The organism is Ideonella aquatica (assembly GCF_018069755.1).
GTDB classification, from domain to species: domain Bacteria; phylum Pseudomonadota; class Gammaproteobacteria; order Burkholderiales; family Burkholderiaceae_C; genus Ideonella; species Ideonella aquatica.
The window spans coordinates 94,922-119,887 of record NZ_JAGQDE010000001.1; the positions used below are offsets into that span (position 1 = coordinate 94,922).

General features: G+C 70.8%; 17 protein-coding genes. 5 read left to right on the forward strand and 12 right to left on the reverse strand.

The features are described 5' to 3' along the window. Positions 1–53: 53 nt before the first annotated feature. Positions 54–1,898, forward strand: a complete 1,845-nt coding sequence (locus tag KAK06_RS00490) for a sensor histidine kinase (RefSeq protein ID WP_210799725.1) — start codon at positions 54–56, stop codon at positions 1,896–1,898. Here KAK06_RS00490 and lspA read toward each other — a convergent pair. The 7 genes from lspA to KAK06_RS00525 all read right to left on the reverse strand — a co-directional run bounded on the left by lspA (position 1,875) and on the right by KAK06_RS00525 (position 11,413). Then, positions 1,875–2,390, reverse strand: a complete 516-nt coding sequence (lspA, locus tag KAK06_RS00495; protein ID WP_210799726.1) for a signal peptidase II — start codon at positions 2,388–2,390, stop codon at positions 1,875–1,877. The two genes, KAK06_RS00490 and lspA, sit on opposite strands and share 24 nt — an antisense overlap. Next, positions 2,390–5,302 carry an isoleucine--tRNA ligase gene (gene ileS / locus KAK06_RS00500; protein WP_210799727.1) on the reverse strand — a complete coding sequence of 971 codons (2,913 nt, stop codon included), beginning with the start codon at positions 5,300–5,302 and terminating at the stop codon, positions 2,390–2,392. Before ileS ends, lspA begins: the two co-directional genes overlap by 1 nt. A gap of 204 nt (positions 5,303–5,506) precedes the next feature. After that, the gene (locus KAK06_RS00505; protein ID WP_210799728.1) at positions 5,507–6,481 is read right to left on the reverse strand and encodes a bifunctional riboflavin kinase/FAD synthetase; all 975 of its coding nucleotides are present in this window, start codon (positions 6,479–6,481) and stop codon (positions 5,507–5,509) included. A 9-nt stretch (positions 6,482–6,490) separates the two neighbouring features. Then, positions 6,491–8,290: an ATP-binding protein gene (locus tag KAK06_RS00510; RefSeq protein WP_210799729.1), complete on the reverse strand. Its 1,800-nt coding sequence runs from the start codon at positions 8,288–8,290 to the stop codon at positions 6,491–6,493. After that, positions 8,291–8,998 carry a pseudouridine synthase gene (locus KAK06_RS00515; protein WP_210799730.1) on the reverse strand — a complete coding sequence of 236 codons (708 nt, stop codon included), beginning with the start codon at positions 8,996–8,998 and terminating at the stop codon, positions 8,291–8,293. Positions 8,999–9,096: 98 nt separating this feature from the next. Further along, positions 9,097–10,230, reverse strand: coding sequence for an acyl-CoA dehydrogenase family protein (locus KAK06_RS00520; protein WP_210799731.1), 1,134 nt, complete (start codon positions 10,228–10,230; stop codon positions 9,097–9,099). A gap of 1 nt (position 10,231) precedes the next feature. After that, positions 10,232–11,413, reverse strand: a complete 1,182-nt coding sequence (locus tag KAK06_RS00525) for an acyl-CoA dehydrogenase family protein (protein ID WP_210799732.1) — start codon at positions 11,411–11,413, stop codon at positions 10,232–10,234. A 173-nt stretch (positions 11,414–11,586) separates the two neighbouring features. Between KAK06_RS00525 and KAK06_RS00530 the strand changes: the two genes are divergently transcribed. Further along, on the forward strand, positions 11,587–12,414 hold the full coding sequence (locus tag KAK06_RS00530; protein ID WP_210799733.1) for an HDOD domain-containing protein: 828 nt from the start codon (positions 11,587–11,589) through the stop codon (positions 12,412–12,414). 32 nt (positions 12,415–12,446) lie between these two features. Here KAK06_RS00530 and KAK06_RS00535 read toward each other — a convergent pair whose 3' ends face one another. After that, positions 12,447–13,334: a hypothetical protein gene (locus KAK06_RS00535; RefSeq protein WP_210799734.1), complete on the reverse strand. Its 888-nt coding sequence runs from the start codon at positions 13,332–13,334 to the stop codon at positions 12,447–12,449. Positions 13,335–13,337: 3 nt separating this feature from the next. Next, positions 13,338–13,832, reverse strand: coding sequence for a YajQ family cyclic di-GMP-binding protein (locus tag KAK06_RS00540; RefSeq protein ID WP_210799735.1), 495 nt, complete (start codon positions 13,830–13,832; stop codon positions 13,338–13,340). Between the two features lie 41 nt (positions 13,833–13,873). Between KAK06_RS00540 and murB the strand changes: the two genes are divergently transcribed. After that, positions 13,874–14,890: a UDP-N-acetylmuramate dehydrogenase gene (gene murB / locus KAK06_RS00545; RefSeq protein WP_210799736.1), complete on the forward strand. Its 1,017-nt coding sequence runs from the start codon at positions 13,874–13,876 to the stop codon at positions 14,888–14,890. Positions 14,891–14,899: 9 nt separating this feature from the next. Here the strand turns inward: murB and KAK06_RS00550 are convergent, their stop codons facing one another. Further along, positions 14,900–17,203 carry an ATP-binding protein gene (locus KAK06_RS00550; RefSeq protein ID WP_210799737.1) on the reverse strand — a complete coding sequence of 768 codons (2,304 nt, stop codon included), beginning with the start codon at positions 17,201–17,203 and terminating at the stop codon, positions 14,900–14,902. A gap of 196 nt (positions 17,204–17,399) precedes the next feature. Here KAK06_RS00550 and KAK06_RS00555 point away from each other — a divergent pair, with 196 nt between their 5' ends. After that, positions 17,400–19,103, forward strand: a complete 1,704-nt coding sequence (locus KAK06_RS00555) for a long-chain fatty acid--CoA ligase (RefSeq protein ID WP_210799738.1) — start codon at positions 17,400–17,402, stop codon at positions 19,101–19,103. Here the strand turns inward: KAK06_RS00555 and KAK06_RS00560 are convergent, their stop codons facing one another. Together KAK06_RS00560 and KAK06_RS00565 are read right to left on the reverse strand one after the other, a co-directional pair. Next, positions 19,104–19,694, reverse strand: coding sequence for a GNAT family N-acetyltransferase (locus tag KAK06_RS00560; RefSeq protein ID WP_210799739.1), 591 nt, complete (start codon positions 19,692–19,694; stop codon positions 19,104–19,106). Beyond that, positions 19,687–21,678 carry an ABC-F family ATP-binding cassette domain-containing protein gene (locus tag KAK06_RS00565; protein ID WP_210799740.1) on the reverse strand — a complete coding sequence of 664 codons (1,992 nt, stop codon included), beginning with the start codon at positions 21,676–21,678 and terminating at the stop codon, positions 19,687–19,689. Before KAK06_RS00565 ends, KAK06_RS00560 begins: the two co-directional genes overlap by 8 nt. A 224-nt stretch (positions 21,679–21,902) precedes the next feature. Between KAK06_RS00565 and KAK06_RS00570 the strand changes: the two genes are divergently transcribed. Further along, positions 21,903–24,827, forward strand: a complete 2,925-nt coding sequence (locus KAK06_RS00570; protein WP_210799741.1) for an SUMF1/EgtB/PvdO family nonheme iron enzyme — start codon at positions 21,903–21,905, stop codon at positions 24,825–24,827. Positions 24,828–24,966: the final 139 nt, after the last annotated feature.

A 24,966-nucleotide genomic window follows, 5' to 3' on the forward strand; every position in this document is an offset into this window, starting at 1 on the left:
CTAATCCCGGTACCATGCGTCGGCCCAGCTGTGGGCCGATTGCTGACGCCCTGATGTTCCGACAACTGATCCTCCAGCTGTTCCTGCGCCTCGGTCTGGCACTGGCGCTCATGGGACCGTTGGTGCCCTGCGCCGCTGAGGGCGTGCGTGAGATCGACCATGCCTGGGCCCGACTGCAACCCGAGGGTGTGCCGGCGATCGAGGGCGAGCGGGATCTGGGCCGACGGTGGGACCTGGACTTTCCCGGCCTGGGCGGGCGGGCGCTCTACCGCGTGGTGCTGCCGCCGCGCACCCGCGACGACATGGCGCTGCTGTTCTCGCGCCTGGGCAACCAGGCGGAGATTCGTCTCAACGGGGTGACGCTGCGTCGCCTGGGGGTGCTGGACGATCCGACCTACGACGCGTCGAAGGCCCCGCAACTGCTGCAACTGCCGGCCGCGCTGCTGAAGGCCGACGGACCCAACGAGCTGATGATCGAGGTGAGCATCCAGCGCCAGCGCTGGGGTGGCCTGTCGGTCATGCACTACGGCCCCGAGGCCGCGGTGCGGCCGATGTTCGACCGCTTGCAGGACTGGCGGCAGACCTCGTCCACGGTGTTCGCTGCCAGCCTGGCCATCATGGGCGGTCTGGCCACGCTGCTGTGGTGGCGCCAGCGCGACGCGCTGTACGGCGTGTTCGCGCTGTCGGCCTGGCTGGGCATGGTGCGCAACATCGACCAGATCCAGCCCGAGCCCTGGCTGCCCTGGCCTGTGTGGGGCGCACTGGTGGCCGCCAGCTATGCGGCGCACCTGGCGCTGATCTGCCAGTTCACGCTGATGGCGCTGGGCCGGCTGACGCGGGCGATGACCTGGGGCGTGTGGGGCGTGCTGGGCAGCGCGGCGCTGCTGGCCGCGGCCTCGTTCGCCTGGGCCGAGCCGCTGCTGTGGACGCTGGGCCTGGCGGCGCTGGTGCCGTTGGGCGTGGTGACGGTGATCATCGTCGCGCAGGAGGCCTGGACCAGTCGCCGCACGATCGCGCTGGTGCTGGCCGCGGCCGGCGTGCTGGCGGTGGTGGCGGGCGTGCACGACCTGCTGTGGGTGCGCAGCGTGCACTCCACCGGCCTGCGCCTGACCTGGATGACCCATGTGGTGTTCTGCTTCGCGCTGATCATGGCCGGCCTGGTGGCCGACCGCTTCAGCCGCAGTGTGGCCGCGCTGCGCGCCTCCAGCGACGAGCTGGCCGCGCGCGTGCGCCAGCGCGAGGCCGAACTGCGCAGCGCCTTCGACGCACTCGAGGTGCAGCAGCGCCAGCGCGCCGTGGCCGAGGAGCGCCAGCGCATCATGCGCGAGCTGCACGACGGCGTGGGCGCCCACCTGGTGGGCCTGATGCACCTGGTGCAGCGGCCGCAGGTCGACCGCGGCGAGGTGGAGCAACTGGCCCGCACCGCGTTGGACGACATGCGCGTGGCGGTGGATTCGCTGCAGGGCGCCGAGGGCGACCTCACCACCGTGCTGGCGATGCTGCGCCATCGCCTGGAGCCGCGCCTGAAGGCCGCCGGCCTCAGCCTGGCCTGGGAGATGGGCGACCTGCCCGAGACCGATGGCCTGTCGCCGCAGAGCGTGCTGCACGTGCAGCGCATCGTGCTGGAGGCGGTGACCAACGTCATCCGCCACGCACAGGCGCACAGCGTGACGATCCGTGCCGAGACCGACCTGCTCGGCGCGGTGGTGCTGAGCGTGGTGGACGACGGCATCGGTCCCGGCCGCGCCGAAGGCGGCCTGGGGGTGCGCAACATGCGCAGCCGCGCCCAGGCGCTGGGCGCGCAGCTCGACATCGAGCCCGCCTCGCCCACCGGCACCCGGGTGCGGCTGCGCTGGGCGCGGCCGGCGACGTCGTCAGCCGCGCCGCACGCGCCGTAGCTCGTCCAGCACCAGCAGCACGGCGCCCAGCGTGATCGCGCTGTCGGCCACGTTGAAGGCCGGGAAGTAGCCCTGGTGGAACATCGGCGCCAGCCAGTCCCAGTGGAACTGCAGGAAGTCGATCACATGGCCGTGCCACAGGCGGTCGATCACATTGCCCACCGCGCCGCCCAGGATCAGGCTGACCGCCAGGCAGAACAGCGTCTGCCCGGCATGCTGGCGCAGCAGCACCACGATCACCACCGCCGCCACCGTGCCCAGGCCGGTGAAGAACCAGCGCTGCCAGCCTGACGCGTCGGACAGGAAGCTGAAGGCCGCGCCGGGGTTGTGCGCCCGCACCACGTCGAAGAAGGACGTGACGGTATGCACCTCGCCCAGCGCGAAGTTGCCGACGATCAGCACCTTGGTGAACTGGTCGAGCAGCAGCACCACGCCGGCCAGGCCCAGCCAGCCGATCAGGCCGGCACCGCCCCCCTTGGCGCGCCGGGCCATCAGGCCGCCGAGCGGGCTTCGCCCGCGCCGTGCAGGTTGCTGACGCAGCGGCCGCAGAGGGTGGGGTGCGCGGCATCGGCGCCCACATCCTCGCGGTAGTGCCAGCAGCGCTCGCACTTGACCGCGGAGGACGGCGTCACGGTGATCGCCAGCTCGGCGCCATCCACGACCGTGACGGCCGAGGTGATGGTGACGAACCGCAGATCCTCACCCAGCGAGCGCAGCAGCGCCGCGTCATCGGCGCCTGCCGTGATCTGCAGCGTGGCCTGCAGCGACGCACCCACCTGGCCGGCAGCGCGCAGCGCCTCGATCTCCTTGTTGGCCGTGTCGCGGATCGCGCGGATGCGCGACCACTTGGCCAGCAGCGCCTCGTCCGGCGTGGTGAACTTCCAGAAGGTCTCGAAGAAGATCGAGCCCTGGTTGGCCGCACCGGCCAGCACCGGCCAGGCCTCCTCGGCGGTGAAGCTCAGGAACGGCGCCATCCAGCGCAGCATCGCCTGGCTGATCTGCCACAGCGCGGTCTGCGCGCTGCGCCGCGCCAGGCTCTTGGGCGCGGTGGTGTAGAGGCGATCCTTCAGCACGTCCAGGTAGAAGGCGCCCAGGTCCTCGGAGCAGAAGACCTGCAGCTTGGCCACCACCGGGTGAAACTCGTAGACGTCGAAGTGGCGCAGGATCTCGGCCTGCAGCTCGGCCGCGCGGTCCAGCGCCCAGCGGTCGATCTCCAGCAACTGAGCGGGCGGCACGGCGTCCACCGCGGGGTCGAAATCCGAGGTGTTGGCCAGCAGGAAGCGCAGCGTGTTGCGGATGCGGCGGTAGCCGTCCACCACGCGGGCGAGGATCTTGTCGTCGATGTTGAGGTCGCCCGAGTAATCGGTGCTGGCCACCCACAGGCGCAGGATCTCGGCGCCGAGCTTGTCGGTCACCTGCTGCGGCACCACGGTGTTGCCCAGGCTCTTGCTCATCTTGCGGCCCTGGCCGTCGGTGGCAAAGCCGTGCGTGAGCAGGCCCTTGTAGGGCGCGCGGTCGTAGATGGCGCAGCCCAGCAGCAGCGAGCTGTGGAACCAGCCGCGGTGCTGGTCGTGGCCTTCCAGGTAGAGGTCGGCCTCGGGGCCCTGGGCATGGAAGGCGCCGTTCGGGTAGGCGTGCGCATGGCTGCCACGCAGCACGTGCCAGAAGGTGGATCCTGAATCGAACCACACCTCCAGGATGTCGGTGCTCTTGACGTAGTGCTGCGCGTCCTCGGCGCCCAGCACCTGCTCAGCGGTGGTGCGGCTCCAGGCCTCGATGCCGCCGCGCTCGACGATGTCGGCGGCCTGGTCCAGGATCTCCATGGTGCGCGGGTGCAGCTCGCCGGTGGCCTGGTGCAGGAAGAAGGGCAGCGGCACGCCCCAGCTGCGCTGGCGCGAGATGCACCAGTCGGGCCGGTTGGCGATCATGTCGCGCAGGCGGGCCTGACCGTTCTCGGGGTAGAAGGCCGTGTGGTCGATCGCGTCCAGCGCCAGCTGGCGCAGCGTGCGCGGTGCCTTGTCCTTGGTGAACACGCCCTCGCCCTCGTCCATGCGGACGAACCACTGCGCCGCGGCGCGGTAGATCACCGGCGTCTTGTGGCGCCAGCAGTGCGGGTAGCTGTGGGTGATGCGCTGCGTGGCGAACAGGCGATCGCTTTGCGCCAGCACCTCCAGGATGCGCGGCACGGCCTTCCAGATGTGCTCGCCGCCGAAGAAGGGCAGCTTGTCCACATAGACGCCATGGCCTTGCACCGGGTTGAGGATGTCGTCGTAGGCCAGGCCGTGGGCCACGCAGCTGTTGAAGTCGTCCACGCCATAGGCCGGGGCCGAGTGGACGATGCCGGTGCCGTCGCTGGCGGTGACGTAGTCGGCCAGGTACAGCGGGCTGAGGCGCCGGTAGCTGTACTTGCCGCCCTGATCGGCCGTGACGGTGTCGTGCAGCGGGTGGCGGAACACCAGGCCCTGGAGCGCTTCGCCCTTCGCAGTGGCGATGACCGTGCCCTCCAGGCCGTAGCGCTGCAGGCAGGCCTCGACCAGCGACTCGGCCAGCAGCAGCACGCCACGCGGCGTGTCGACCAGCGCGTAGCTCAGCTCGGGGTGGGCGTTGAGCGCCTGGTTGGCGGGGATGGTCCAGGCGGTGGTGGTCCAGATCAGCACGAAGGCCTTCTTGCCACCGTCGCCGGGCAGCGCGGCCAAGCCGAAGGCGCGCGCCAGCGCCGCCGGGTCGTCGGCCTCGAAGGCCACGTCCAGCGTGTCGCTCTGCTTGTCGGCGTACTCGATCTCGAACTCAGCCAGCGAGCTGCCGCAGTCGAAGCACCAGTAGACCGGCTTGAGACCGCGGTAGACGAAGCCGCGCTCGATCACGCGCTTGAAGGCGCGGATCTGGCCGGCCTCGTTGGCCGGGTCCATCGTGCGGTAGGGCCGCTCCCAGTCGCCCAGCACGCCCAGGCGCTTGAAGTCGGCGCGCTGCTGCTCGATCTGCTCGGTGGCGTAGGCGCGGCTTCGGGCCTGCATGTCGTCACGCGTGAGCTTGCGGCCGTGCAGCTTCTCGATCGCGTTCTCGATCGGCAGCCCGTGGCAGTCCCAGCCGGGGATGTACTGGGCATCGAAGCCGGCCAGCTGGCGCGACTTGACGATCATGTCCTTGAGCACCTTGTTCAGCGCATGGCCGATGTGCAGCTGGCCGTTGGCATAGGGCGGGCCGTCGTGCAGCACGAACAGCGGCGCACCCTGGCGGGCCTCGCGCAGGCGCTGGTACAGGCCGTTCTGGTTCCAGTCGGCCACCCAGCCCGGCTCGCGCTTGGGCAGGTCGCCGCGCATCGGGAACGGGGTGTCGGGCATGTTCAGCGTGGCGCGGTAGGCGCCGCCGTCGGCGTCACGCTTGGGAGAGGTCTTGTCGTTCATGGCGGGGGGCGGCACGCGGCGGGCGCGCGCTGGGCGGAAACGGGGGAGGGCACCGGCGGCCGCCGGCGGGGCAGGGCGCGGCCGCGGGCCACGCGCAGGGCATCAGCCGCGGCGAATTCGGTCGCGCGTGGTCTGGCGGCGCGTGCAGGCATGCACGCACGGCAGGTGGCGGGAGGCGAGCTTCGGGCCCATGGTGGGCCGATTCTACCGCCCGGGGCCGCTGGCGCGGGCGAACCAGTCGCGCGCGTCGGCCACGTCCTTGGCGATGCCGGCCTGCAGCGCTTCAAGCGAGGGGTAGCGCAGCTCGTCGTGCAGCTTGTGCAGCAGGTCGACCTGCAGGATGCGGGCATAGCCGCCGTCGATGGCCACGCCGGCCGGCCACTCCAGGCAGTGCACTTCCAGCAGCACCCGACCGGCGTCCTCCACCGTGGGCCGCACGCCCAGGCTGGCCACGCCGGGCAGCGGCTTGTCGGCCAGGCCATGCACCTGCACGACGAAGATGCCCTGCGCCGCCGGCAGCCTTGAGGGGAAGCGCAGGTTCAGCGTGCGAAAGCCCAGGTCGCGGCCCAGCTTGCGGCCATGCACCACATGGCCGGTGATCGCGTAGGGCCGGCCCAGCAGCCGGGCGGCGCGGGTCATGTCGCCGGCGGCCAGGGCCTCGCGCACGGCCGAGCTGGACACGCGCAGGCCATGCACCTCGTAGCTCATCATGCGCGCCACATCAAAGCCCAGGCGGCTGCCTTCGGCATCGAGCAGGGCATAGTCGCCGGCGCGTTTGGCACCGAAGCGAAAGTCATCGCCCACCAGCACGTAGCGGGTGTTCAGGCGGCGCACCAGCACGTCCTCGATGAAGGCCAGCGGCGGCATGCTGGCCAGCGCCTCATCAAAGCGCAGCAGCACCACCTCGTCGACGCCGCAGCGCTCCAGCTCCTGCAGCTTGTCACGCAGCGTGGCGATGCGCCGCGGCGCCAGCTCGGGCTGGCCGGCGCGGGCAGCAAACCAGTCGCGCGGGTGCGGCTCGAAGCTCATCACCACGCTGCGCAGGCCGCGGTGGCGGGCTTCGTTGTTGAGCAGCGCCAGCATCGCCTGGTGGCCGCGGTGCACGCCGTCGAAGTTGCCGATGGTCAGCGCGCAGCCGGCGCCGGAAGGATCAGGAATATGGCCGCGGTGGACTCGCATGGGCGCGGATTATCCCCGCCGCAGGTGGCGCGCCACGACCAGCGCCAGGCGCTCTCGGGTGAAGGGCTTGGCCAGGTAGTCGTCCATGCCGGCGGCCAGGCAGACTTCGCGGTCGCCGGCCACCGCGTTGGCGGTCAGCGCCACCACCGGCACGCGCAGCAGGCGGTTGGCCTGCTCGATCTGGCGCCAGCGCCGCGTGGCCTCCCAGCCATCCAGCACCGGCATCTGGCAGTCCATCAACACCACCTGCGGCCGCTGCTGCTGCAGCGCCTGCAGGGCCTGGACGCCATCGCGCGCCTCGCGCACCGTCAGGCCCAGGCTTTCCAGCATGCTGCGGGCCACCAGGGCGTTGACCTCGTTGTCCTCGACCAGCAGCACCTCGCCGTTCAGCAGGCTGGGCGCTTGCGGGTCGGTGGCATCCTCGGGTTCCGCGCCTTGCGCCGCGGGCGCATCCAGCGTGAAGTGGAACTGCGCCCCCTGTCCGGGGCGGCTGCTGGCCACCAGATTGCCGCCCATGGCGCGTGCCAGCTGGCGCGAGATGGTCAGGCCCAGGCCGGTGCCGGCGGCGCCACGGCCATCGTCGCCCCGCTCGAAGGGCTCGAAGATGCGTTCCAGCAGCGCCGGGGCGATGCCGCGGCCACTGTCGGTGACGATGAACTGCAGCTGCTCGCCGCGCTGGGCCAGCGTCAGGCGCACCTCGCCCTGCTCGGTGAACTTCAGCGCATTGCCGATCAGGTTGTGCAGCACCTGCCGCACGCGCGGCGCGTCCAGCATCACCCGTGACGACACCCCGGGCTCGATGCTGCATTGCAGCCTCAGGCCTCGCGCCGCGGCAATGGGTTGCAGCAAGCCGGTGACCTCGCGCACCAGCTGCGCCGGCTCGGCGGGCTCGGGGTGCAGCTCGAAGCGGCCGAACTCGATGCGCGAGACGTCCAGCAGGTCCTCGATCAGCGTCAGCAGGTGCCCGGCCGATTGCTGCACCACCATCAGCCGCTCGCGTGCCTGGGGCTGCGGCTCCGCATCGACCAGCAGCTCGGTCATGCCCATGATGCCGTTGAGGGGGGTGCGCAGCTCGTGGCTGACGGTGGCCAGAAAGCGGCTCTTGGCGCGGCTGGCCTCTTCCACGCGGCGCAGCGCGGTCTCGCGCTCGTCGGCGATCGCCGCGTTCTCGAAGCGCAGGCGCAGCAACTCGGTCTTGTGCAGGTAGGCGCGTCGCGATTCACCCAGCAGCACGGCGAAGTAGATGGTGATGCCACCGGCCATCAGCCAGGTCACGTCGCCCCGGTCCTGCCACAGCTCGTGGGCCACGATGGGCAGCAGCACGCCGCTGAGGAAGAGCACCACGTGGCTGGCATGGCTGGTCAGCGTGAACACGCCGATGGCCGCCACGCCGACCAGACCGGCCAGCAGCGAGCCGTCGAGCAGCAGATTGGGCGAGGGCACGAACAGCGGCCAGGCCAGACCCCAGGTCAGGCCGTCGATCACCACACCGGCCAGGTGGCGGTGGTGCCAATGGCGCGGTTTCGCGCGGCGATCGGTTGAGCGCGTGAACAACCAGGCATCCAGCGCACGCAGCCCGATGATCAGCGTCTTGGCCAGCAACCAGCCACCGGCCAGCCAGGGGCCGGCGCCCGGGTGAAAGGCCCAGGCCAGGAGCACCGCGAACAGCACGCCGCCGGCCAGGGCCTGCGGGGTGTTGGCGTACAGGGTCTCGATGCGGTCGGCCTCGATCAGGCGGTCGATCTCGGCCGCGTCCACCGTGGTCGAGGCCGCGCTCAGCGAGGGCTGGAAGCGGGGCGGCTGGAACATTCAGCCCTCCGGCGGCAGCGCCAGCACCGTGGCGGCGTCGGTCCAGGTCCAGCCGCCCGGGGGCAAATCGACCGGCAGCGCCAGGCCGCCGAAGCGGCTGCGGTGCAGGCCCTCCACGCGGTTGCCCACCGCGGCCACCATGCGCTTGACCTGGTGGTACTTGCCTTCGGTCAGCGTCAGGCGCAGCGCGTGCGTGCCGCTGGCCTGGCAGGCGGCAGCACGCACCGGCGCCGGGTCGTCGTCCAGCACCACGCCGGCCAGCAGGCGTGCCAGCATGCTGTCGTCGACCGAGTGCTTGCAGGCCACCTCGTAGACCTTGGGCACATGGTGCTTGGGCGAGGTGAGGCGGTGGATCAGCGCACCATCGTCGGTCAGCAGCAGCAGGCCGGTGGTGTCCTCATCGAGCCGGCCTATCGGCTGCACGCCGCGGCTGCGCAGCGGTGCCGGCAGCAGCGTCATCACGCTGGGGTGGTGGCGTGGCTTCTGCGAGCACTCGTAGCCGGCCGGCTTGTGCAGCAGCACCAGCGCCTTGGCGTGGTAGGGCCAGGGCTTGCCTTCGACCTCCAGCACCAGGCCGTCGGTGGGCAGGTCCTCGGCGGGGTCGTCCAGGACACGGCCCTGGTGGCGCACCAGGCCGGCCCAGACCAGACCTTCACAGGCGCGCCGGGTGCCGAAGCCCTGGCTGAACAGGATCTGGGCGAGCTTCATCCCGGCCTCGTGCGGGAGGACGGGGTGGCGGAAGAGGGCGCGTGCCGATCGGGCATGCGCCGATGCTAATGCGAATCGGCGCCTTTACCCGGTCACGCTCATGCAAAGACGCCTGCGCTGTCCTGCATTCTTGACGAGACTTCACCCAGGTGGTGCAGCGTGTCGCCGTACTGCATCTCCAGCATGGTCAGGCGCTTGAAGTAGTGGCTGCCCACGTACTCGTCGGTCACGCCGATGCCGCCGTGCAGCTGCACGCATTGCTGGCCGATGTAGCGCGCGGACTGGCCGATCTGCACCTTGGCCTGGCTGATCGCGCGGCGGCGCGCGGCGTCGGGCTCGCCCAGCTTGAGGCTGGCGAAGTAGCTCATCGAGCGCGCCAGCTCCAGCTGCATCTTCACGTCAGCGATGCGGTGGCGCAGCGCCTGGAAGCTGGCCAGCGTGACGCCGAACTGCTTGCGCGTGTTCATGTACTCCACCGTCAGCGCGGTCAGGCGCTCCATCAGGCCCACGCCCTCGGCGCAGACCGCGGCGATGCCGATGTCCACCGCGCGGCTCAGCACGCCGAAGCCGTCGTCGGTGATCAGCGCGGCGGGCGTGCTGGCCAGCGTCAGCTCGGCAGCGCGGGCGCCATCCTGCGTGGGGTAGCCGCGCACCGCCAGGCCGCCAGCGTCGCGCTCGACCAGGAACAGGCCGATGCCGGATTCGTCAGCCGCCGCCCCGCCCAGGCGCGCCGGCACGATGAAGGCGTCGGCCTCGTCGCCGGCCGGTACCACGCTCTTGGCGCCGCTGAGCACCCAGGCCTCGCCCTGGCGGGTGGCACGCGTGTCCACGCGCCGCAGCTGGTAACGCGCGGCGCGCTCCTGGTGCGCCAGCACCACCAGCGCCGAGCCGTCGGCGATGCGCGGCAGCCAATCGGCCTGCAGCGCCTCGGGGGCGGCGGCCAGCAGGGCCGGCGCCACCAACGCGCCATGCACCAGCGGCGCGTTGACCAGGCCGCGGCCCAGCTCTTCCATCACCACCATCGCCTCGACCGGGCCGAAGCCCATGCCGCCCATGGACTCGGGCACGGCCAGGCCGGTCAGGCCCAGCTCGGCCAGTTCGGTGTAGACCGCGCGCGCTGCGCCGCCGGCCTTGGCCAGCGCGTGGCGGCGCTCAAAGCTGAAGCCCTTGTCGACCCAGCGGGCCACGGCCTCGCGCAGCGCGTTCTGGTCGTCGGTGAAATCGAAATCCATGTCAGGCTCCCAGAACCGTTTGAGAGACGATGTTGCGCTGCACTTCGTTGCTGCCGCCGTAGATCGTTGTCTTGCGCATGTTGAAGTACACGCTGGCCAGCGGCGCGCAGTGCGCGGCGCCGACCTGGTCGCCCTGCCAGCCAGCCTCCATGGCCTCGTGGATGAAGGGCAGGCTGTAGGGGCCGGCAGCCTGCATCATCAGCTCGGCGTAGCGCTGCTGGATCTCGCTGCCGCGGATCTTCAGCAGGTCGGCGATGTCCAGGCTCTGCTTGCCGCTCTTCTCCGCCGAGAGCACCCGCAGCACCAGCATCTCCAGCGCCACGATGTCCACCTCCAGCAGCGCGATCTGGTCGCGGAAACGCGCATCGTCGTAGACGCCTTCGGCCCTGGCGATGCGCTTGAGCCGCTCCAGCTCGCGCTTGGCGCGGTTGACGTCGGCGATGTTGGTGCGCTCGTGGGCCAGCAGGTGCTTGGCGTAGGTCCAGCCCTTGTTCTCTTCGCCGATCAGGTTCTCGGCCGGGACCTTCACGTTGTCGAAGAAGACCTCGTTGACCTCGTGCTCGCCGTCGAGCGTGATGATCGGCCGCACCGAGACGCCCGGGCTCTTCATGTCGACCAGCAGGAAGCTGATGCCGGTCTGCGGCTTGCCTTCGTTGCTGGTGCGCACCAGGCAGAAGATCCAGTCGCCATGCTGGCCCAGCGTGGTCCAGGTCTTCTGGCCGTTGACCACGTAATGGTCTCCCTGGCGTTCGGCGCGCGTCTTCACCGAGGCCAGGTCCGAGCCCGAGCCCGGCTCGGAGTAGCCCTGGCTCCACCACACCTCGCCGCTGGCGATGCCGGGCAGGAAGCGCTGCTGCTGCTCGGGCGAGCCGAAGGCCATGATCACCGGCGCCACCATCACCGGCCCGAAGGGCACGATGCGCGGCGCGCCGGCCAGCGCGCACTCTTCCTCGAACAGGTGCTTTTGCACCGCGTTCCAGCCCGGGCCGCCAAACTGCTTCGGCCAGCCATAGCCCAGCCAGCCCTGGGCGCCCAGGATGCGGGCCCAGCGCTGCATGTCGTCCTTGGACAGGCGCAGCGCATTGAGCACCTTGTGGCGGATGTCGTCGGGCAGGTGGGTGGCCACCCAGTCGCGCACCATCTGCCGAAAGCCCAGTTCTTCGGGCGTGAAATTGAGGTCCATGGCTGGTCTCCAGTTCAGCCCCGGTTTTTAGCACGATCGTTCGATTTGGTCTTGTCCCGACCGTGACAGAGACAGGGCGGGTTTGCCCGGGGGGTGGCTCAAGTCGCCTGGGGCGGCGCCGACAACCGCACAGGTGGCGCACGCCGCGCCCCTCACCCCCCAGGAGTCCACCCATGCCGATGTCCGACAAGTACTTCGCCAACCCGGCCGCCCTGCCGTCGATGCCCGAGGTGGCCCACCGCCTGCTCAAATCCTTCGAGCGCGAGGACCTGGGCATGCAGCAGCTGGCCGACCTGATCGCCCAGGACCAGGGCCTGTCCGTCAAGCTGTTGCGGCTGGCCAATTCGGCGCGCTACAGCCCGCGCCATGCGATCGCCTCGATCAAGGACGCGGCGATGGTGATCGGCCTGGGCGGCCTGCGCGACCTGGCGCTGGCGGCCTGCGTGGCCGGCGCCTTCCCCAAGGTGACGGGCTTCGACCGGCTGAAGTTCTGGCGCCAATGCCTGGCCACCGCCGGCCAGGCGCGGCTGCTGGCGCATTCCAGCGACGTCGACCCCGACACCGCCTACCTGGCTGGTCTGGTGATGCGCACCGGTGAGCTGTTGATGCTGATGGCCGACCCCGAGGCGGTGGCGCTGGCCGAATCACGCGCGCTGTCGCCCGACAGCCTGCTGGACCATGAGCGCCAACTGCTGCAGTGCACCCACCTGGAGGTCACGGCCGAGCTGGCGCGGCGCTGGAAGTTTCCCGACACCATGGTTCACGCGCTGCGCGCCGCCGAGGATCCGCTGGCGGTCAAGCCTTTCTCGCGCCTGGGCGCGGTGCTGCGCCTGGCCAGCGTGATGGCCGAGGCCGGCGAGGCCGGCCTGCCGCCGCTGACCACGCTGGTCGACACGCAAGGCCCGCTGGTCGAGCACCTGCATCTGGACCTGGAATGGCTGGGCCACCGCATGGCCCCGCATGACACGCTGACCCTGGGCGTGGAGCAGTTGCTCCACTGAACGCGGGCGCTTGACGCCAGCGGGGCGCCGGCTCAGAGCCCGGCGTCAATCAACGCCAGTTGATCGCGTGCGTACTGCTGGTCGCCCGCGTCGCTCAGGCGTTCGGCGCGCTCCGCCATCGCGGTGCGCGCCTGCTGCGCGGCGCTGCGGTCCCGGGCCGCCAGCGCGGCAAAGGCCATCGCCTGCCAGGCAAAACAGAACTCGAAGTCATCGCCGCCATGCACCTGGCAGGCGGCCAGCGTGGCCTGGGCATGGCGCAGCGCTTCGTGGCCCTGGCCGGCCGAGGCATGGCACATGGCCAGCAGCCAATCGGCGCGTTCCACTTCCAACCAGCCACCCACGTCGCTCCAGGCGGCACGCGAGCGGGTGGCGGCTTCCAGCATCAGCGCCACCGCGGCCGGGTCGGCGGGGGACCTCAGCGTGTCGCGGATGTCCGAGGCCAGGTTGTTGGCCAGCGCGGCGATCGCGCGGCGCACCGGGGGGTCGGTGTCGGCCTCGGCGGCGCGGGCGGTGGCCAGGTCCAGCAGGCGCCGGGCGCCCTCGATGTCGCCCTGCCGGGCGCGGCCCAGCGCCGGGTTGGCGTGGGCGCGCACCCGTTCGGCCGGCGGCAGCAGGGCCAGGTCGGGGTCATCGCCCGCCAGCAGCGCCAGCGCCGCCTCACCGCGCGCCAGGGCCACCGCCAGCGACGGCGCCCGGGCCTGCAGCGGCGCGACCAGCGCCATCATCCGGCGCACCCAGTCGCCGTCGGCCAGGTGGCCCAGGCCGATGTGCTCGATCGCCCGCAGCGCCGACTCGAGCGAGCCGCTGTCGGCCTGGTCCAGCGTCGCCGGCAGGCCATCGGCGATCATGGCCGCCGCGCCGGCCGCGTCCTGGGCGTGGATCGCGAAGGCGCGGTCGGTCAGCTGGGTCAGGGCGTCCATGGCTCAGTCGCGGAAGTTCTGGAACTTCAGCGGTTGGTCGGCAAAGTCCTTCTTCAGCAGCGCAATCGCCTGCTGCAGGTCATCGCGGTTCTTGCCGGTGACGCGGACCTCGTCGCCCTGCACGCTGGCGGCCACCTTGAGCTTGCTGTTCTTGATGGCGCCGGTGAGCTTCTTGGCCAGGTCGGCCTCGATGCCGGCCTTGATCTTGTACGTCTGGCGCACCTTGTCGCCGCCGATCTTCTCGAGCTTGCCGCTCATGTCCAGGTAATTGATCGTCACGCCCTGCTTGGTGAGCTTGCCCACCAGCACCTGGCTGACCTGCTCGATCTGGAAATCGGAGTCGCCCAGCAGCTCGATCTGCTTGTCCTTCTCCTTCAGCTCGAGCGCGGCGGCCGTGCCCTTGAAGTCGAATCGGGTGGCGATTTCCTTCTGGGCATTGGCCACCGAATTCTTGATGGCCACCATGTCGGGTTCCAGGACGGCGTCGAAGCTGGGCATGATTGTTCTGAATGGGCAGCAAAAACGCGGAAAATTCTGCCATGCAATTCGAGACTGCCGTATCCCTCAAGCCCTACAACAGCTTTGGCCTGCCGGCCCAGGCGGGGCGGCTGGTGCGCATCCGCAGCGAGGCTGATGTGCGCGCGGTGGTCGACCACCCCGACATGGGCCGCGCGCCGCGCTTCATCCTGGGCGGTGGCTCCAATGTCATCCTCACGCGCGACATGCCCGAGCTGGTACTGAAGGTCGAGGTGCCGGGCCTGCGCCTGCTGCGCGAGACCGCCGACGACTGGATCATCGAGGCCGGCGCCGGGGTGCCCTGGCACACCCTGGTGGCCTGGACGCTGGACCAGGGCTGGCCGGGGCTGGAGAACATGGCGCTGATCCCCGGCACCGTGGGCGCCGCGCCGGTGCAGAACATCGGCGCCTACGGACTGGAGCTGAAAGACCGCTTTGAGTCGCTGGACGCGGTGGACCTGGTCACCGGCCGTACCGTGACGCTGCGCCACGAGATCTGTGCCTTCGGCTACCGCGACAGCGTGTTCAAGCGCGAGCTGGCCGGCAAGAGCCTGATCACCCGGGTGCGCCTGCGCCTGCCCAAGGCCTGGCAACCGATGCTGGGCTACCTGGACCTGAGCCGCAAGGCCGAGGAGACTGGCATCGCGGCGCCCGACGCCCGCACCATCTTCCAGTGGGTCTGCGACATCCGCCGCGCCAAGCTGCCTGACCCGGCGCAGATCGGCAATGTGGGCAGCTTCTTCAAGAACCCGGTGGTCAGCGCCGAGCAGTGCCGCGACATCATCGCCCGCGACCCGCACATCGTGCACTACCCGATGGACGACGGCAGTTTCAAGCTGGCGGCGGGCTGGATGATCGACGCCTGCGGCTGGAAGGGCAAGTCGATCGGACACGCCGGCGTCTACGAGAAGCAGGCGCTGGTGCTGGTCAACCGCGGCGGCGCGGTGGGCTCGGAAGTCCAGACGCTGGCCCGGGCGATCCAGGAAAGCGTCTACGGCCGCTTCGGCATCCGGCTGGAGCCGGAGCCGGTGATGGTCTGACCGACCGGTTCAGCCCGCCGCGGGCGCCGGTGCCGCTGCGGCCGCCAGCAGCCCCAGGCGCTGGGCCAGCGCACGGCTGTCACGGCGCAGGGCCTGCAGGCGCTGGCGGTGCTCGGCCGCGCGGGTGGCGTCCAGCTGGGCGGCCTCCAGCTCGATCTGCTCGGCGGCTTCGGCCAGTGCGCGCAGCCCCAGCAGGTGGGCCGCGCCCTTGTACTGGTGGGCCTGGTAGGCCAGGGCCTGCGGGTCCAGGGTCTGCAGCGCGGCGTCCATCAAGGCCTGGCTGCCCACGTCATCGGCCAGGAAGTCGCGCAGCAGCGGCGCGTAGCTGTCCACACCCAGCAGCTGGGTCAGCTCGCGCATCGAGGTCAGGCCCAGCGTTTCGTCGGCGGTGCGGCCGCTGTCGGCGGCCGGCGGTCGCGGTGCCGGCGGATCGGTCAAGGGGGCCGGGCCGGTGGTGTCCAGCGGGCTGCCCCCGTGGCGCGCCAGCAGCTGGGCCAACTGCTCCCAGCGGAAGGGCTTGGGCAGGAAGTCGTCCATGCCGGCGTCGAGCGCGCGCTCGCGCGCCGGGCCCAGGGCATCGGCGCTCAGCGCAATGATGCGCACGCGGGCCAGCGGGCCGCTTTTCAGGCGGATCAGGCGTGTGGCCTCCAGGCCGTCAATGCCGGGCATCTGCAGGTCCATCAGGATCAGGTCGGGCGGCTTGCGCTCGGCTTCGCGCACCACCGATTCACCGTCCACCGCGAAGCGCGCCTGGTGGCCCAGCCGGGTCAGCAGCGCCGAGACGTAGATGCGGTTGATCGCATGGTCCTCGGCCACCAGCACGTCCAGCGGACGGTCGGTGATCGGGTGGCTGGGCAGGCCGGGCGGGGTGGGTTCGGGCGGCGGCGCCGAGGTGGGCGGCAGCGGCAGCTGCACCTCGAAGCGGCTGCCCTGACCAGGCCGGCTGACCACGGTGATGTCGCCGCCCATCAGCCGCGCCAGCGTGCGCGAGATCTCCAGCCCCAGGCCGGTGCCGCCGTAGCGGCGGGCGATGCTGGCATCGGCCTGCGTGAAGCGCTGGAACAGGCGCGACAGCGTGGCCGCGTCCATGCCGATGCCGGTGTCCTCGACCGAGATCAGCAGCCCCGCGCCCGGGCCAGGGGCGGGGCGCACCTCCAGGTCGATGCGGCCACGGGCGGTGAACTTGATCGCGTTGGACAGCAGGTTGAACAGGATCTGCTTGACCCGCCGCGCATCGGCCAGCCGCCACTCGGGCAGGCCGGGCGCGTTGCGCACCGTCAGCGTCAGGCCCTTGGCGCGCGCCGGCGGGCCCATGACGGTGCGCACCTCGTCCATCAGGCGCGGCATGTGGACCGGTTCGGGGTGGATGTCGAGCTTGCCGGCCTCGAGCTGCGACAGGTCGAGGATGTCGTCCAGGATGGCCAGCAGGTGCTGGGCCGAGTCGCGCGCAGTGCGCACGAAGCCGGTCTGCTCGGCATCCAGCCGGGTGTCATCGAGCAGCGAGAGCATGCCCAGCAGGCCGTTGAACGGCGTGCGCAGCTCGTGGCTCATGGTGGCCAGGAAGGCGCTCTTGGCCTGGTTGGCGCGGTCGGCGGTCTCGCGGGCGGCCTGCAGGCCCTCGGCCAGCGCCGCCAGCTCGCGTTCGCGCCGCGCCGCGGTGCGCCACAGATGCACCACGATCAGGCCAAAGACCAGGGTCATCAGGCTGAGGAAGGCGGTCAGCCCGATGCCCAGGTGCAGCCGGTCGCGGATGGTCTGGCCGCGCTCGACATTGTGCTTTGCCACGCGCAGTGTGGCGGCCTCGGCCAGCTCGTGCAGCGCGGGTGACAGCGGGGCCAGCTCACCCAGCAGCTCGCGCAGCTCGTCCACCGCCAGCGGCTCGCGATTGAGCCACTCGTCGCCATGCTGGACCACGCGCAGCAGCGTGGCCCAGGTGTGCATCGGGCCGGGGTCGTCAGGGGCAATGCCGGGCGGCGGGATGGTCGGGTCGGCGTCGGCCTGCAGCGCCCGCACGCGGCTGGCGAAGGTGGCCTGCAGGCGGCGCAGCAGGCGGGCGTGCTCGGCGCTGGGCTGGTCGATGGTGGCGCGCAGGGCCTCGCGCAGTTGGAGGTGGTCGCTCTCCAGCTGCAGGTAGACCCAGGAGGCCTGCTCGTCGGCCTGGCGGACCTGCGAGCCCACCTGGTCGAACTGGCGCCACTGCACCCAGGCCACGCCGGCAAAGGTGGCCACCAGCACGGCGCCCAGCAAGGCCACCCAGCGGCCCCGGGCCAGCAGCCCGCCCGCGGCACCGGGCAGCAGACGACCGTGGCTCATGGGCAGGGCGCCCGGGGGCAGGGCGAATCGGCAAGGACGCAGGGCATGGCGGGCACTCGGGCGGTGAAAGCCCATGAACTGCCGGGCGTGGCGGATTCTAGGGGCTGTCTCCCACGAGACAGCTTCTGCGGGTGCGACCGTATCGCGGCAGGGTCGCTTCGCCGTTAGCCTTCACGCCGATGCAAGGAGTCTGAGCATGCAGCCTGCCGACCGCCCCCACCACGCCCACTGGCCCAGGCGCCTGCCGCGCGCGCTGATCATCCCTGAGACCACGCTGTGGTTCAACCTCGAGGTCTCGGCCGCGCGCTATCCCGACAAGCCGGCCTTCCTGTTCTTCGGTGAGGCGCTGAGCTACCGCCAGTTGCAGGCCCAGTCCACTGCGCTGGCGGGCTGGCTCGAGGCGCAGGGCGTGCAGCGCGGCGACCGGGTGGCGATCTTCCTGCAGAACTGTCCGCAGTTCATCGTCGCCTTCTACGCGGTGATGCGCCTGGGCGCGGTGGTGGTGCCGGTCAACCCGATGAACCGGGTGGACGAGTTCGGCCACTACATCACCGACCCGGATACGAAGGTGGTGGTGTGTGCCGCTGATGGTGCCGAGATCGTCGCCAGCGCCAACGCCGCGCTGCCCGAATCCCAGCGCCTGCGCGCGATCCTCGTGACCCGCTACGCCGACGCGCTGCCCGCGATCATCGAGCCCGATCTGGTGCCCGCCCCTGCGGTGGAAGCCTGGCTGCGCGCCGATCCACCGCTGCCCGCCAGCCCCACGCCGATCACCCGCTGGGCCGATGCGCTGGCCGCCGGCCTGGCCCCGGCCCAGCCGCCCAGCGGCCACGCTGATGACCTGGCGCTGCTGCCCTACACCTCGGGCACCACCGGGCTGCCCAAGGGGTGCATGCACACCCACCGCACGCTGATGCCCAATGTCATCGGCGGCGGCCTGTGGGGCCACACCAGCGCCGAGACGGTCAGCCTGGGCGTGGTGCCGATGTTCCACATCACCGGCATGCTCTACAACGTACTGGGGCCGGTGTACGGCGGCACCACGGTGGTCATCCTGCCGCGCTGGGACCGCGAACTGGCCGGGCGGCTGATCTCGCGCTACAAGATCACGCACTGGACCTGCATCCCGACGATGATCATCGACCTGTTCGCCAGCCCGAACTACAAGAGCTTTGACCTCTCGTCCTTGAGCTTCCTGAGCGGCGGCGGCGCGGCCATGCCGCAGGCGGTGGCCGAGCGGCTGCAGGCCGAGTTCGGCATCACCTTTGCCGAGGGCTACGGCCTGACCGAGACCGCCGCGCCCAGCCACGCCAACCCGCCCGAGCGCGCCAAGCTGCAGTGCCTGGGCATGCCGATCTACGGCGTGGACAGCCGCGTGGTCGACCCCGAGACCCTGCAGGAGATGCCCACGGGCGAGACCGGCGAGATCGTCACCCACGGCCCGATGGTCTTCAAGGGCTACTGGAAGCACCCCGAGGCCACCCGTGCCGCCTTCATCGAGATCGACGGCCAGCCCTTCTTCCGCACCGGCGACCTGGGCCGCATGGACGAAGACGGCTACTTCTTCATCACCGACCGCTTGAAACGCATGATCAACGCCAGCGGCTTCAAGGTCTGGCCCAGCGAGGTGGAACTGCTGCTGTACCGCCACCCGGCAGTGGCCGAGGCCTGCGTGATCGCCGCCAAGGACGCCTACCGCGGCGAGACGGTGAAGGCGGTGATCGTGCTGCGCCCCGATGCGGTGGGCCGAACCACCGAGCAGGACATCATCACCTGGGCCCACGAGCACATGGCGGCCTACAAGGCGCCGCGGGTGGTGGAGTTTGCCCAGGCGCTGCCCAAGTCGGGCTCGGGCAAGGTGATGTGGCGGCTGCTGCAGGAGAAGGAAGCCGCCGCCTGATCAGGGCAGCGTCGAGCCCGGCCGGTCGCGCGGGACCCGGGTCAGGTAGTCCTCGATGCTGGCCTTGTCCAGCGGTTTGAGCATCGCCCACCGCGTGTTGACGCGCCCGCCGGTGTCCACGCCCTCGCGCACCCGCAGCCGCTGGTAGCCCAGCTGGGTCCAGAAGCGCGTGGCGCGGGTGTTGGCCTGCACCACGCCCAGGCGCAGCCACAGCGCGCCTTGGCGCCGCGCCCAGTCCTCATAGGCGGCATGCCAGCGCTGGCCCACGCCGCGGCCGTGCAGCGCATCCACCAGCCACAGCAGGCCCAGGTGGCAGCAGCCGGGCGTGCCCAGGTCTTCGGTGATGACGGCCGTGCCTTGCAACTGGCCGGCCGCATCGAACAGGCCCAGCACCCGCTGCGCGCGCCAGCTCAGGTGCGGCGGCGGGCGCTCGTCGAACTCCTGCTGCGCCTCATCGGGCAGCGCATCGCGGCCGTTGACGGTGCGGAAGTAGAACGGGTTCGCGTTGAACAGGGCCTGCAGCGCCGGCACCTCGTCGGCGCGCAAGGGCCGCGCCGCCAGGTCGGCCGACGCGAACAGCGGCTCAGCCACCCCCTGCCTCGGCGCTCATCGCCTCGATCTGCTCGGACAACTCCAGCCAGCGCTCCTCCAGCATCGCCACCTCGGCGGCGACGTGGTTGAGCTGCCGGCCGGCCTCGGCCAGCTCAGGCCCGCTGATCGAGCCATCGACGATGCCGGCCTCCAGCTTGGCGCGCTCGGCGGCCAGCTTCTCCATCTTGCCGTCAATCTGCGCCAGCTCGTTGCGCAGCGGACGCGTCTTGCCGGCCAGCGCCTGGCGGGCGGCGGCGGCGGCCTTGCGGTCCTCGCGCGGCTTGATCGGCGCGGGCGGCGGGGCCACCACCGGTGCGGCAGCAGCAGCCTTCTTCGGCGCGGGCTGGGCCGGCTTGCCGGCGGCCACGCGCGCGGCCTCGCGGCTGCGCTCGACCAGCCAGCGCTGGTAGTCGTCCAGGTCGCCGTCGAAGGGCTTGAGCGCACCGTCGGCCACCAGCCAGAACTCGTCGCAGGTCTCGCGCAGCAGCGCGCGGTCGTGGCTGACCAGCATCACCGTGCCCTCGAACTCATTGAGCGCCATCGACAGCGCCTCGCGGGTGGTCAGGTCCAGGTGGTTGGTGGGCTCGTCCAGCAGCAGCAGATTGGGCTTTTGCCAGACCAGGCTGGCCAGCACCAGGCGGGCCTTCTCGCCGCCGCTGAGCGTGCCCACCGCCTGGTGCACCATCGCATCCAGAAAGCGGAACTGGCCCAGGAAATTGCGCAGCTCCTGCTCGGTGCCCGAGGGTCCGGTCGTGCGCGCCAGCCGCACCATGTGCTGCAGCGGCGTGTCGTCGGCGTGCAGCAGGTCCATCTCCTGCTGCGCGAAGTAGCCGATCGCCAGGCCCTTGCCCTCGGTCACCGTGCCCGCAAGCGCCGGCTGGGCGCGGGCAATGGTCTTGACCACGGTGGACTTGCCCTGGCCATTGGCGCCCAGGATGCCGATGCGCTGGCCGGCCAGCACGGTGCGGTCGATCCCGCGCACGATCACCTTGTCGCTGCCGTCCTCGCGGGCGGCGCGGTAGCCGCACTCGACATCACGCATGGCCAGCATCGGGTTGGGCAAGGACGGCGGCTCGCGGAACTCGAAGTTGAAGTCGCTGGCCGTCAGCACCGGCGCCAGCTTTTCCATCCGCGCCAGCGCCTTCACGCGGCTTTGCGCCTGCTTGGCCTTGGTGGCCTTGGCCTTGAAGCGGTCGATGAACTTCTGCAGGTGGGCGATGCGGTCCTGCTGCTTGGCAAAGGCCGCGGCCTGCTGCTCCAGCCGCTCGGCCCGCATTTCCTCGAAGGTGGTGTAGTTGCCGCCGTAGCGCAGCAGCTTGGCGTCTTCCAGGTGCAGCGTGACGGTGGTGATCGCGTCCAGGAACTCGCGGTCATGGCTGATCACCAGCAGCGTGCCGGGGTAGCGCTTGAGCCAGGCCTCCAGCCAGACCAGGGCGTCCAGGTCCAGGTGGTTGGTGGGTTCGTCCAGCAGCATCAGGTCGGCCGGGCACATCAGGCAGCGCGCCAGCTGCAGCCGCATGCGCCAGCCACCGGAGAAGCTGTTGACCGGCGCATCCAACTGCTCGGTGGTGAAGCCCAGGCCCAGCAGCAGCGCCTGCGCGCGGGCGCGGGCGTCAAACGCGCCAGCTTCTTCCAGCGACACATGGGCGTGGGCCATCGCCTCGCCGTCATCGGCGGCTTCGGCGGCCTCCAGCTCGGCCTGCGCCTCCATCAGCCGGGTGTCGCCCTGCAGCACGAATTCGGTGGCCGGGGTGTCGACCTCTGGCATGTGCTGGGCCACCTCGCCCATGCGCCACTTCGGCGGGATCTCGGCGTCGCCCGCATCGGCATGCAGCCGCCCGGCCAGCAGCGCGAACAGGCTGGACTTGCCAGCGCCATTGCGGCCCACCAGGCCGATCTTCTCGCCGGGGTTGAGCGTGACGGTGGCGCTGTCGAGCACCACCTTGACGCCGCGGCGCAGCGTGAGGTTGCGTAGGGTGATCATCTTGGGGGGGGGCGGGGCGCCGCCGGAGGGCAGCACCCGAGGGGGCCGGATTATCGGCTATCGTTCCACGGTGGCCGGGGCGCCGACACGGGGGAGCAGCGAATGAAGCTGAGCGAGTGGCTGGACCAGTGGAGCCTGAGTGGGCGCATGACCCTCGACACCAGGCTGTTCATCGTGGCGGGGCGCGACGACCTGACGCGCCAGCCCGGCGCTTGACACTGGCCGTGAACGCTCCACTGAACGGCCTGCGCGTCTTCATCAGCTACCCCCGCGGTGGCTGGACGCAGAGCCAGGCCCATAGCGCCGAGCGCCATCTGCGCGCGCTCGGTGCCGATGTGTTCCTCGACACCAACAGTGTGCGCGAAGGTGACGACAACGCCCTGAACCGGATCGAGGCCGGCCTGCGCCGTGCCCAGGTGGTGGCCTTCTTCGCCGGGCCGGACACCGAAGAGAGCGTGTGGCAGCAGCGCGAGGCCCGCCTGGCCGAGTTCCAGCACATCCCCATCGTGCTGGTGCAGACCTCGACCGTGCCGCCGCCGTGGTACCTGGGCGAGAAGCAGCCCGTCAATGGCACCAGCTCGCCAGAGCAATGGTTGCCTCGCCTGGCCGACGCCTTGCACAGCCAGGCGCGGGGCGCCCCGCGTGACGCGTCCGATGTGGCCGACCCGACAGCGCCGGCGGCCGGCCTGCGGCGGCTGGAGGTGGCCTACCTGGCCCACCACCTGGCCGTGGCCTTTGTTGACCGCCCCGGCCGCTATGTGGCCCTGCAGGCGCAGGCGCGTGCGTCGGCCTCGCCGCTGCGCAGCCGCAAGGACCTGCCCTTCAATGTGGACCTGGTCCTGCAACGCTTTCAGCCCGCCGAGCAAGGGGCCCAGACCCGCGAGCCCCAGGTCTATGCCGACGTACTGTCGGCCTACGCCGAGATCCTGGCCCGGCCTGGCCCGGCAGGCGCCCGGCTGGCGGTGCTGGGCGAGCCCGGCGCCGGCAAGTCCTTCTCGCTGGAGCGGCTGTTCTGTCACCTGGCCGACGCGGCACTGGCCGATGCCCAGGCCCCGCTGCCGCTGTTCGTGGCCCTGGGCGAGTGGACCCGCGCCGACCAGCGCTTCGACGACTTCCTCGAGACCCGCCTGCGCCCCCACGGATTGGATCTTCACTGGCAGACCCTGCGCGACGGCGGCCGAGCGGTGCTGCTGCTGGATGGCCTGAACGAGCTCCCGGTGTCGCAGCGCCTGCACAAGTCGGCCCAGGTGCTGGCGCTGGCGCAAGACCGCCGCTGGGCCGGGGTGATCGTCAGCTGCCGCGAGCGCGACTTTGCCGACCCGGCGCTGCGCCTGCCCTACGACACCTTGCACCTGCAACCGCTGACACCGCTGCAGGTGTGGAACTTCCTGCACCGCTGGGCCGAGCGCGATTGGCCACCCGAGCGGGCCGCCCAGGAGGCCCGGGCCAGGTTCTGGCAACTCGCCGCCGGCCCGGCCCTGGCCGACGCGGCGGCGCAGGTGTGGGCAGCTTGGCAGGGAGCCGGCGCCAGCCTGGCGCAGTTCTGGCAGGCGACCGAGGTGCCTCGGGATGATCCCGATGTCTTCAGCCAGACTGACATTGAGCAGGACGAGTTGTGGCGCGACTTGCGCGACAACCCACGCAGCCTGCTGCGTCTGGCCGCCAGCCCCTACTGGCTGACCCTGCTGGCCATGCTGCCCGAGGTGCCCTCAGCCCGGCAGCGCCTGGTGGACGGCTTCCTGACCATCGTCCACGAGCAAGGGGCGCGCCGTTGCCGTGCCCGGGGAGCGGCCAGCGAAGTCCCCGATGTCGACCGCTGGCGGCAAGCCCTGGAAGACACGGCGCTGCAACTGCAGGGCCTGGAGACCCAGGGGTCCACCGGCGCGCTGAGGCTGGGTGCGATGCGCCAGATCGGCAGACCGGCGGGGCCGGGCAGCGACGCCAGAACCCACCTGGTGCGGCTGGACCGGCCCAGCAGCCTCAGCGACGAGGCGCTGGAGTTCGCCATCGGCGTGCAGGTGCTCAAACAGGTTGGCGAGCAGATCGCCTTCACCCACCAACTGCTGCAGGAGGCGCTGTCGGCCACCGCGCTGGCCGACCTGGCACTGGCGGGCCACCTGCCGGCCAGCGCACTCTGGCCGCCCGATCGCTGGTGGCAGCGCACCGGCTGGGAGGTGGTGGCCGAGATGGCGGGCGAAAGCCTGGCCGGCCACCCGGACGGTGCCCTGGCCCTGGTGTCCTGGTTGGCGCGGGCGCAGCCAGAGGTGGCATCGCAGGCCTGGATCGCTGCCGGTCGTCCCACGCTGCCACCGGACCGTGCCGAGCAGATTCGCCATACCTGGTTTCCGCGTCTGACCACTGAAGCGGAACAGGCGCCCGAGGCGAGGCTGCACGCACGATCGGCCATTGGCCTGGCGCTGGGGCGTTTCAGCCTGGATCAACGGCCCGGCATCGGCGTGCGCGCCGATGGCCTGCCCGACATCGATTGGGTGCGTTTTGCCGACCAGCAGGGCTTCCTGTACCAAGGCCAGCGTCATCCGCCCCTGCCGGCTTTCGAGCTGGCCCGCTACCCGGTGACGCAGGCGCAGTTCCAGGCCTTCATCGACGACGGCGGCTACGCGGTCGACACGCCGTGGTGGAACGGCCTGGACCAGCGGTTGGATGCCCCAGCGGAAGCGGCCTGGGCCGAACCCAACGCGCCCCGTGTCACGGTCAGTTGGTTCGAAGCGGTGGCCTATTGCCGCTGGCTCAGCCACCGCCTGGGTGAGCCGATTCGCTTGCCTACTGAGAAGGAGTGGGAGCGTGCGGCAGCCGGCACCGAGGGCCGAAACTACCCCTGGGGCGCCGAATGGGACCCCAATCGGGTGAACGCCGAAGAACGCCTAGGCCGCACCTGTGCGGTCGGCCTGTTCCCTGAAGGAGCTAGGTCGGATGTGCATGACCTGATAGGCAACGTCTGGGAGTGGTGCCTGAACGAGTTCTACGACCCCGAACGGGTCGAGGTCGTCGGGAAGCAGTCGCGGGCACTACGCGGAGGATCTTGGTTCAACTCTGCCAGCTACGCGCGCGCGTCCGTCCGCGGCGACTACCGCCCCGGCTTCCGCGAAAGTGACATCGGGTTTCGGTTGTGTCGAGCGTCCCCCATCTAGTCCACTGACTTCGGTCGCTCTGGACACGGATCCCCTGTACTCTGGCAGCCCGCTGTCCATCTTTCGAAAGAGGGTTCTTTCACCAGGCCCCGTCGGGCTCCGCGGGATCAGTGGCGTGTGCTGCGCGGCGAGTCGTGGA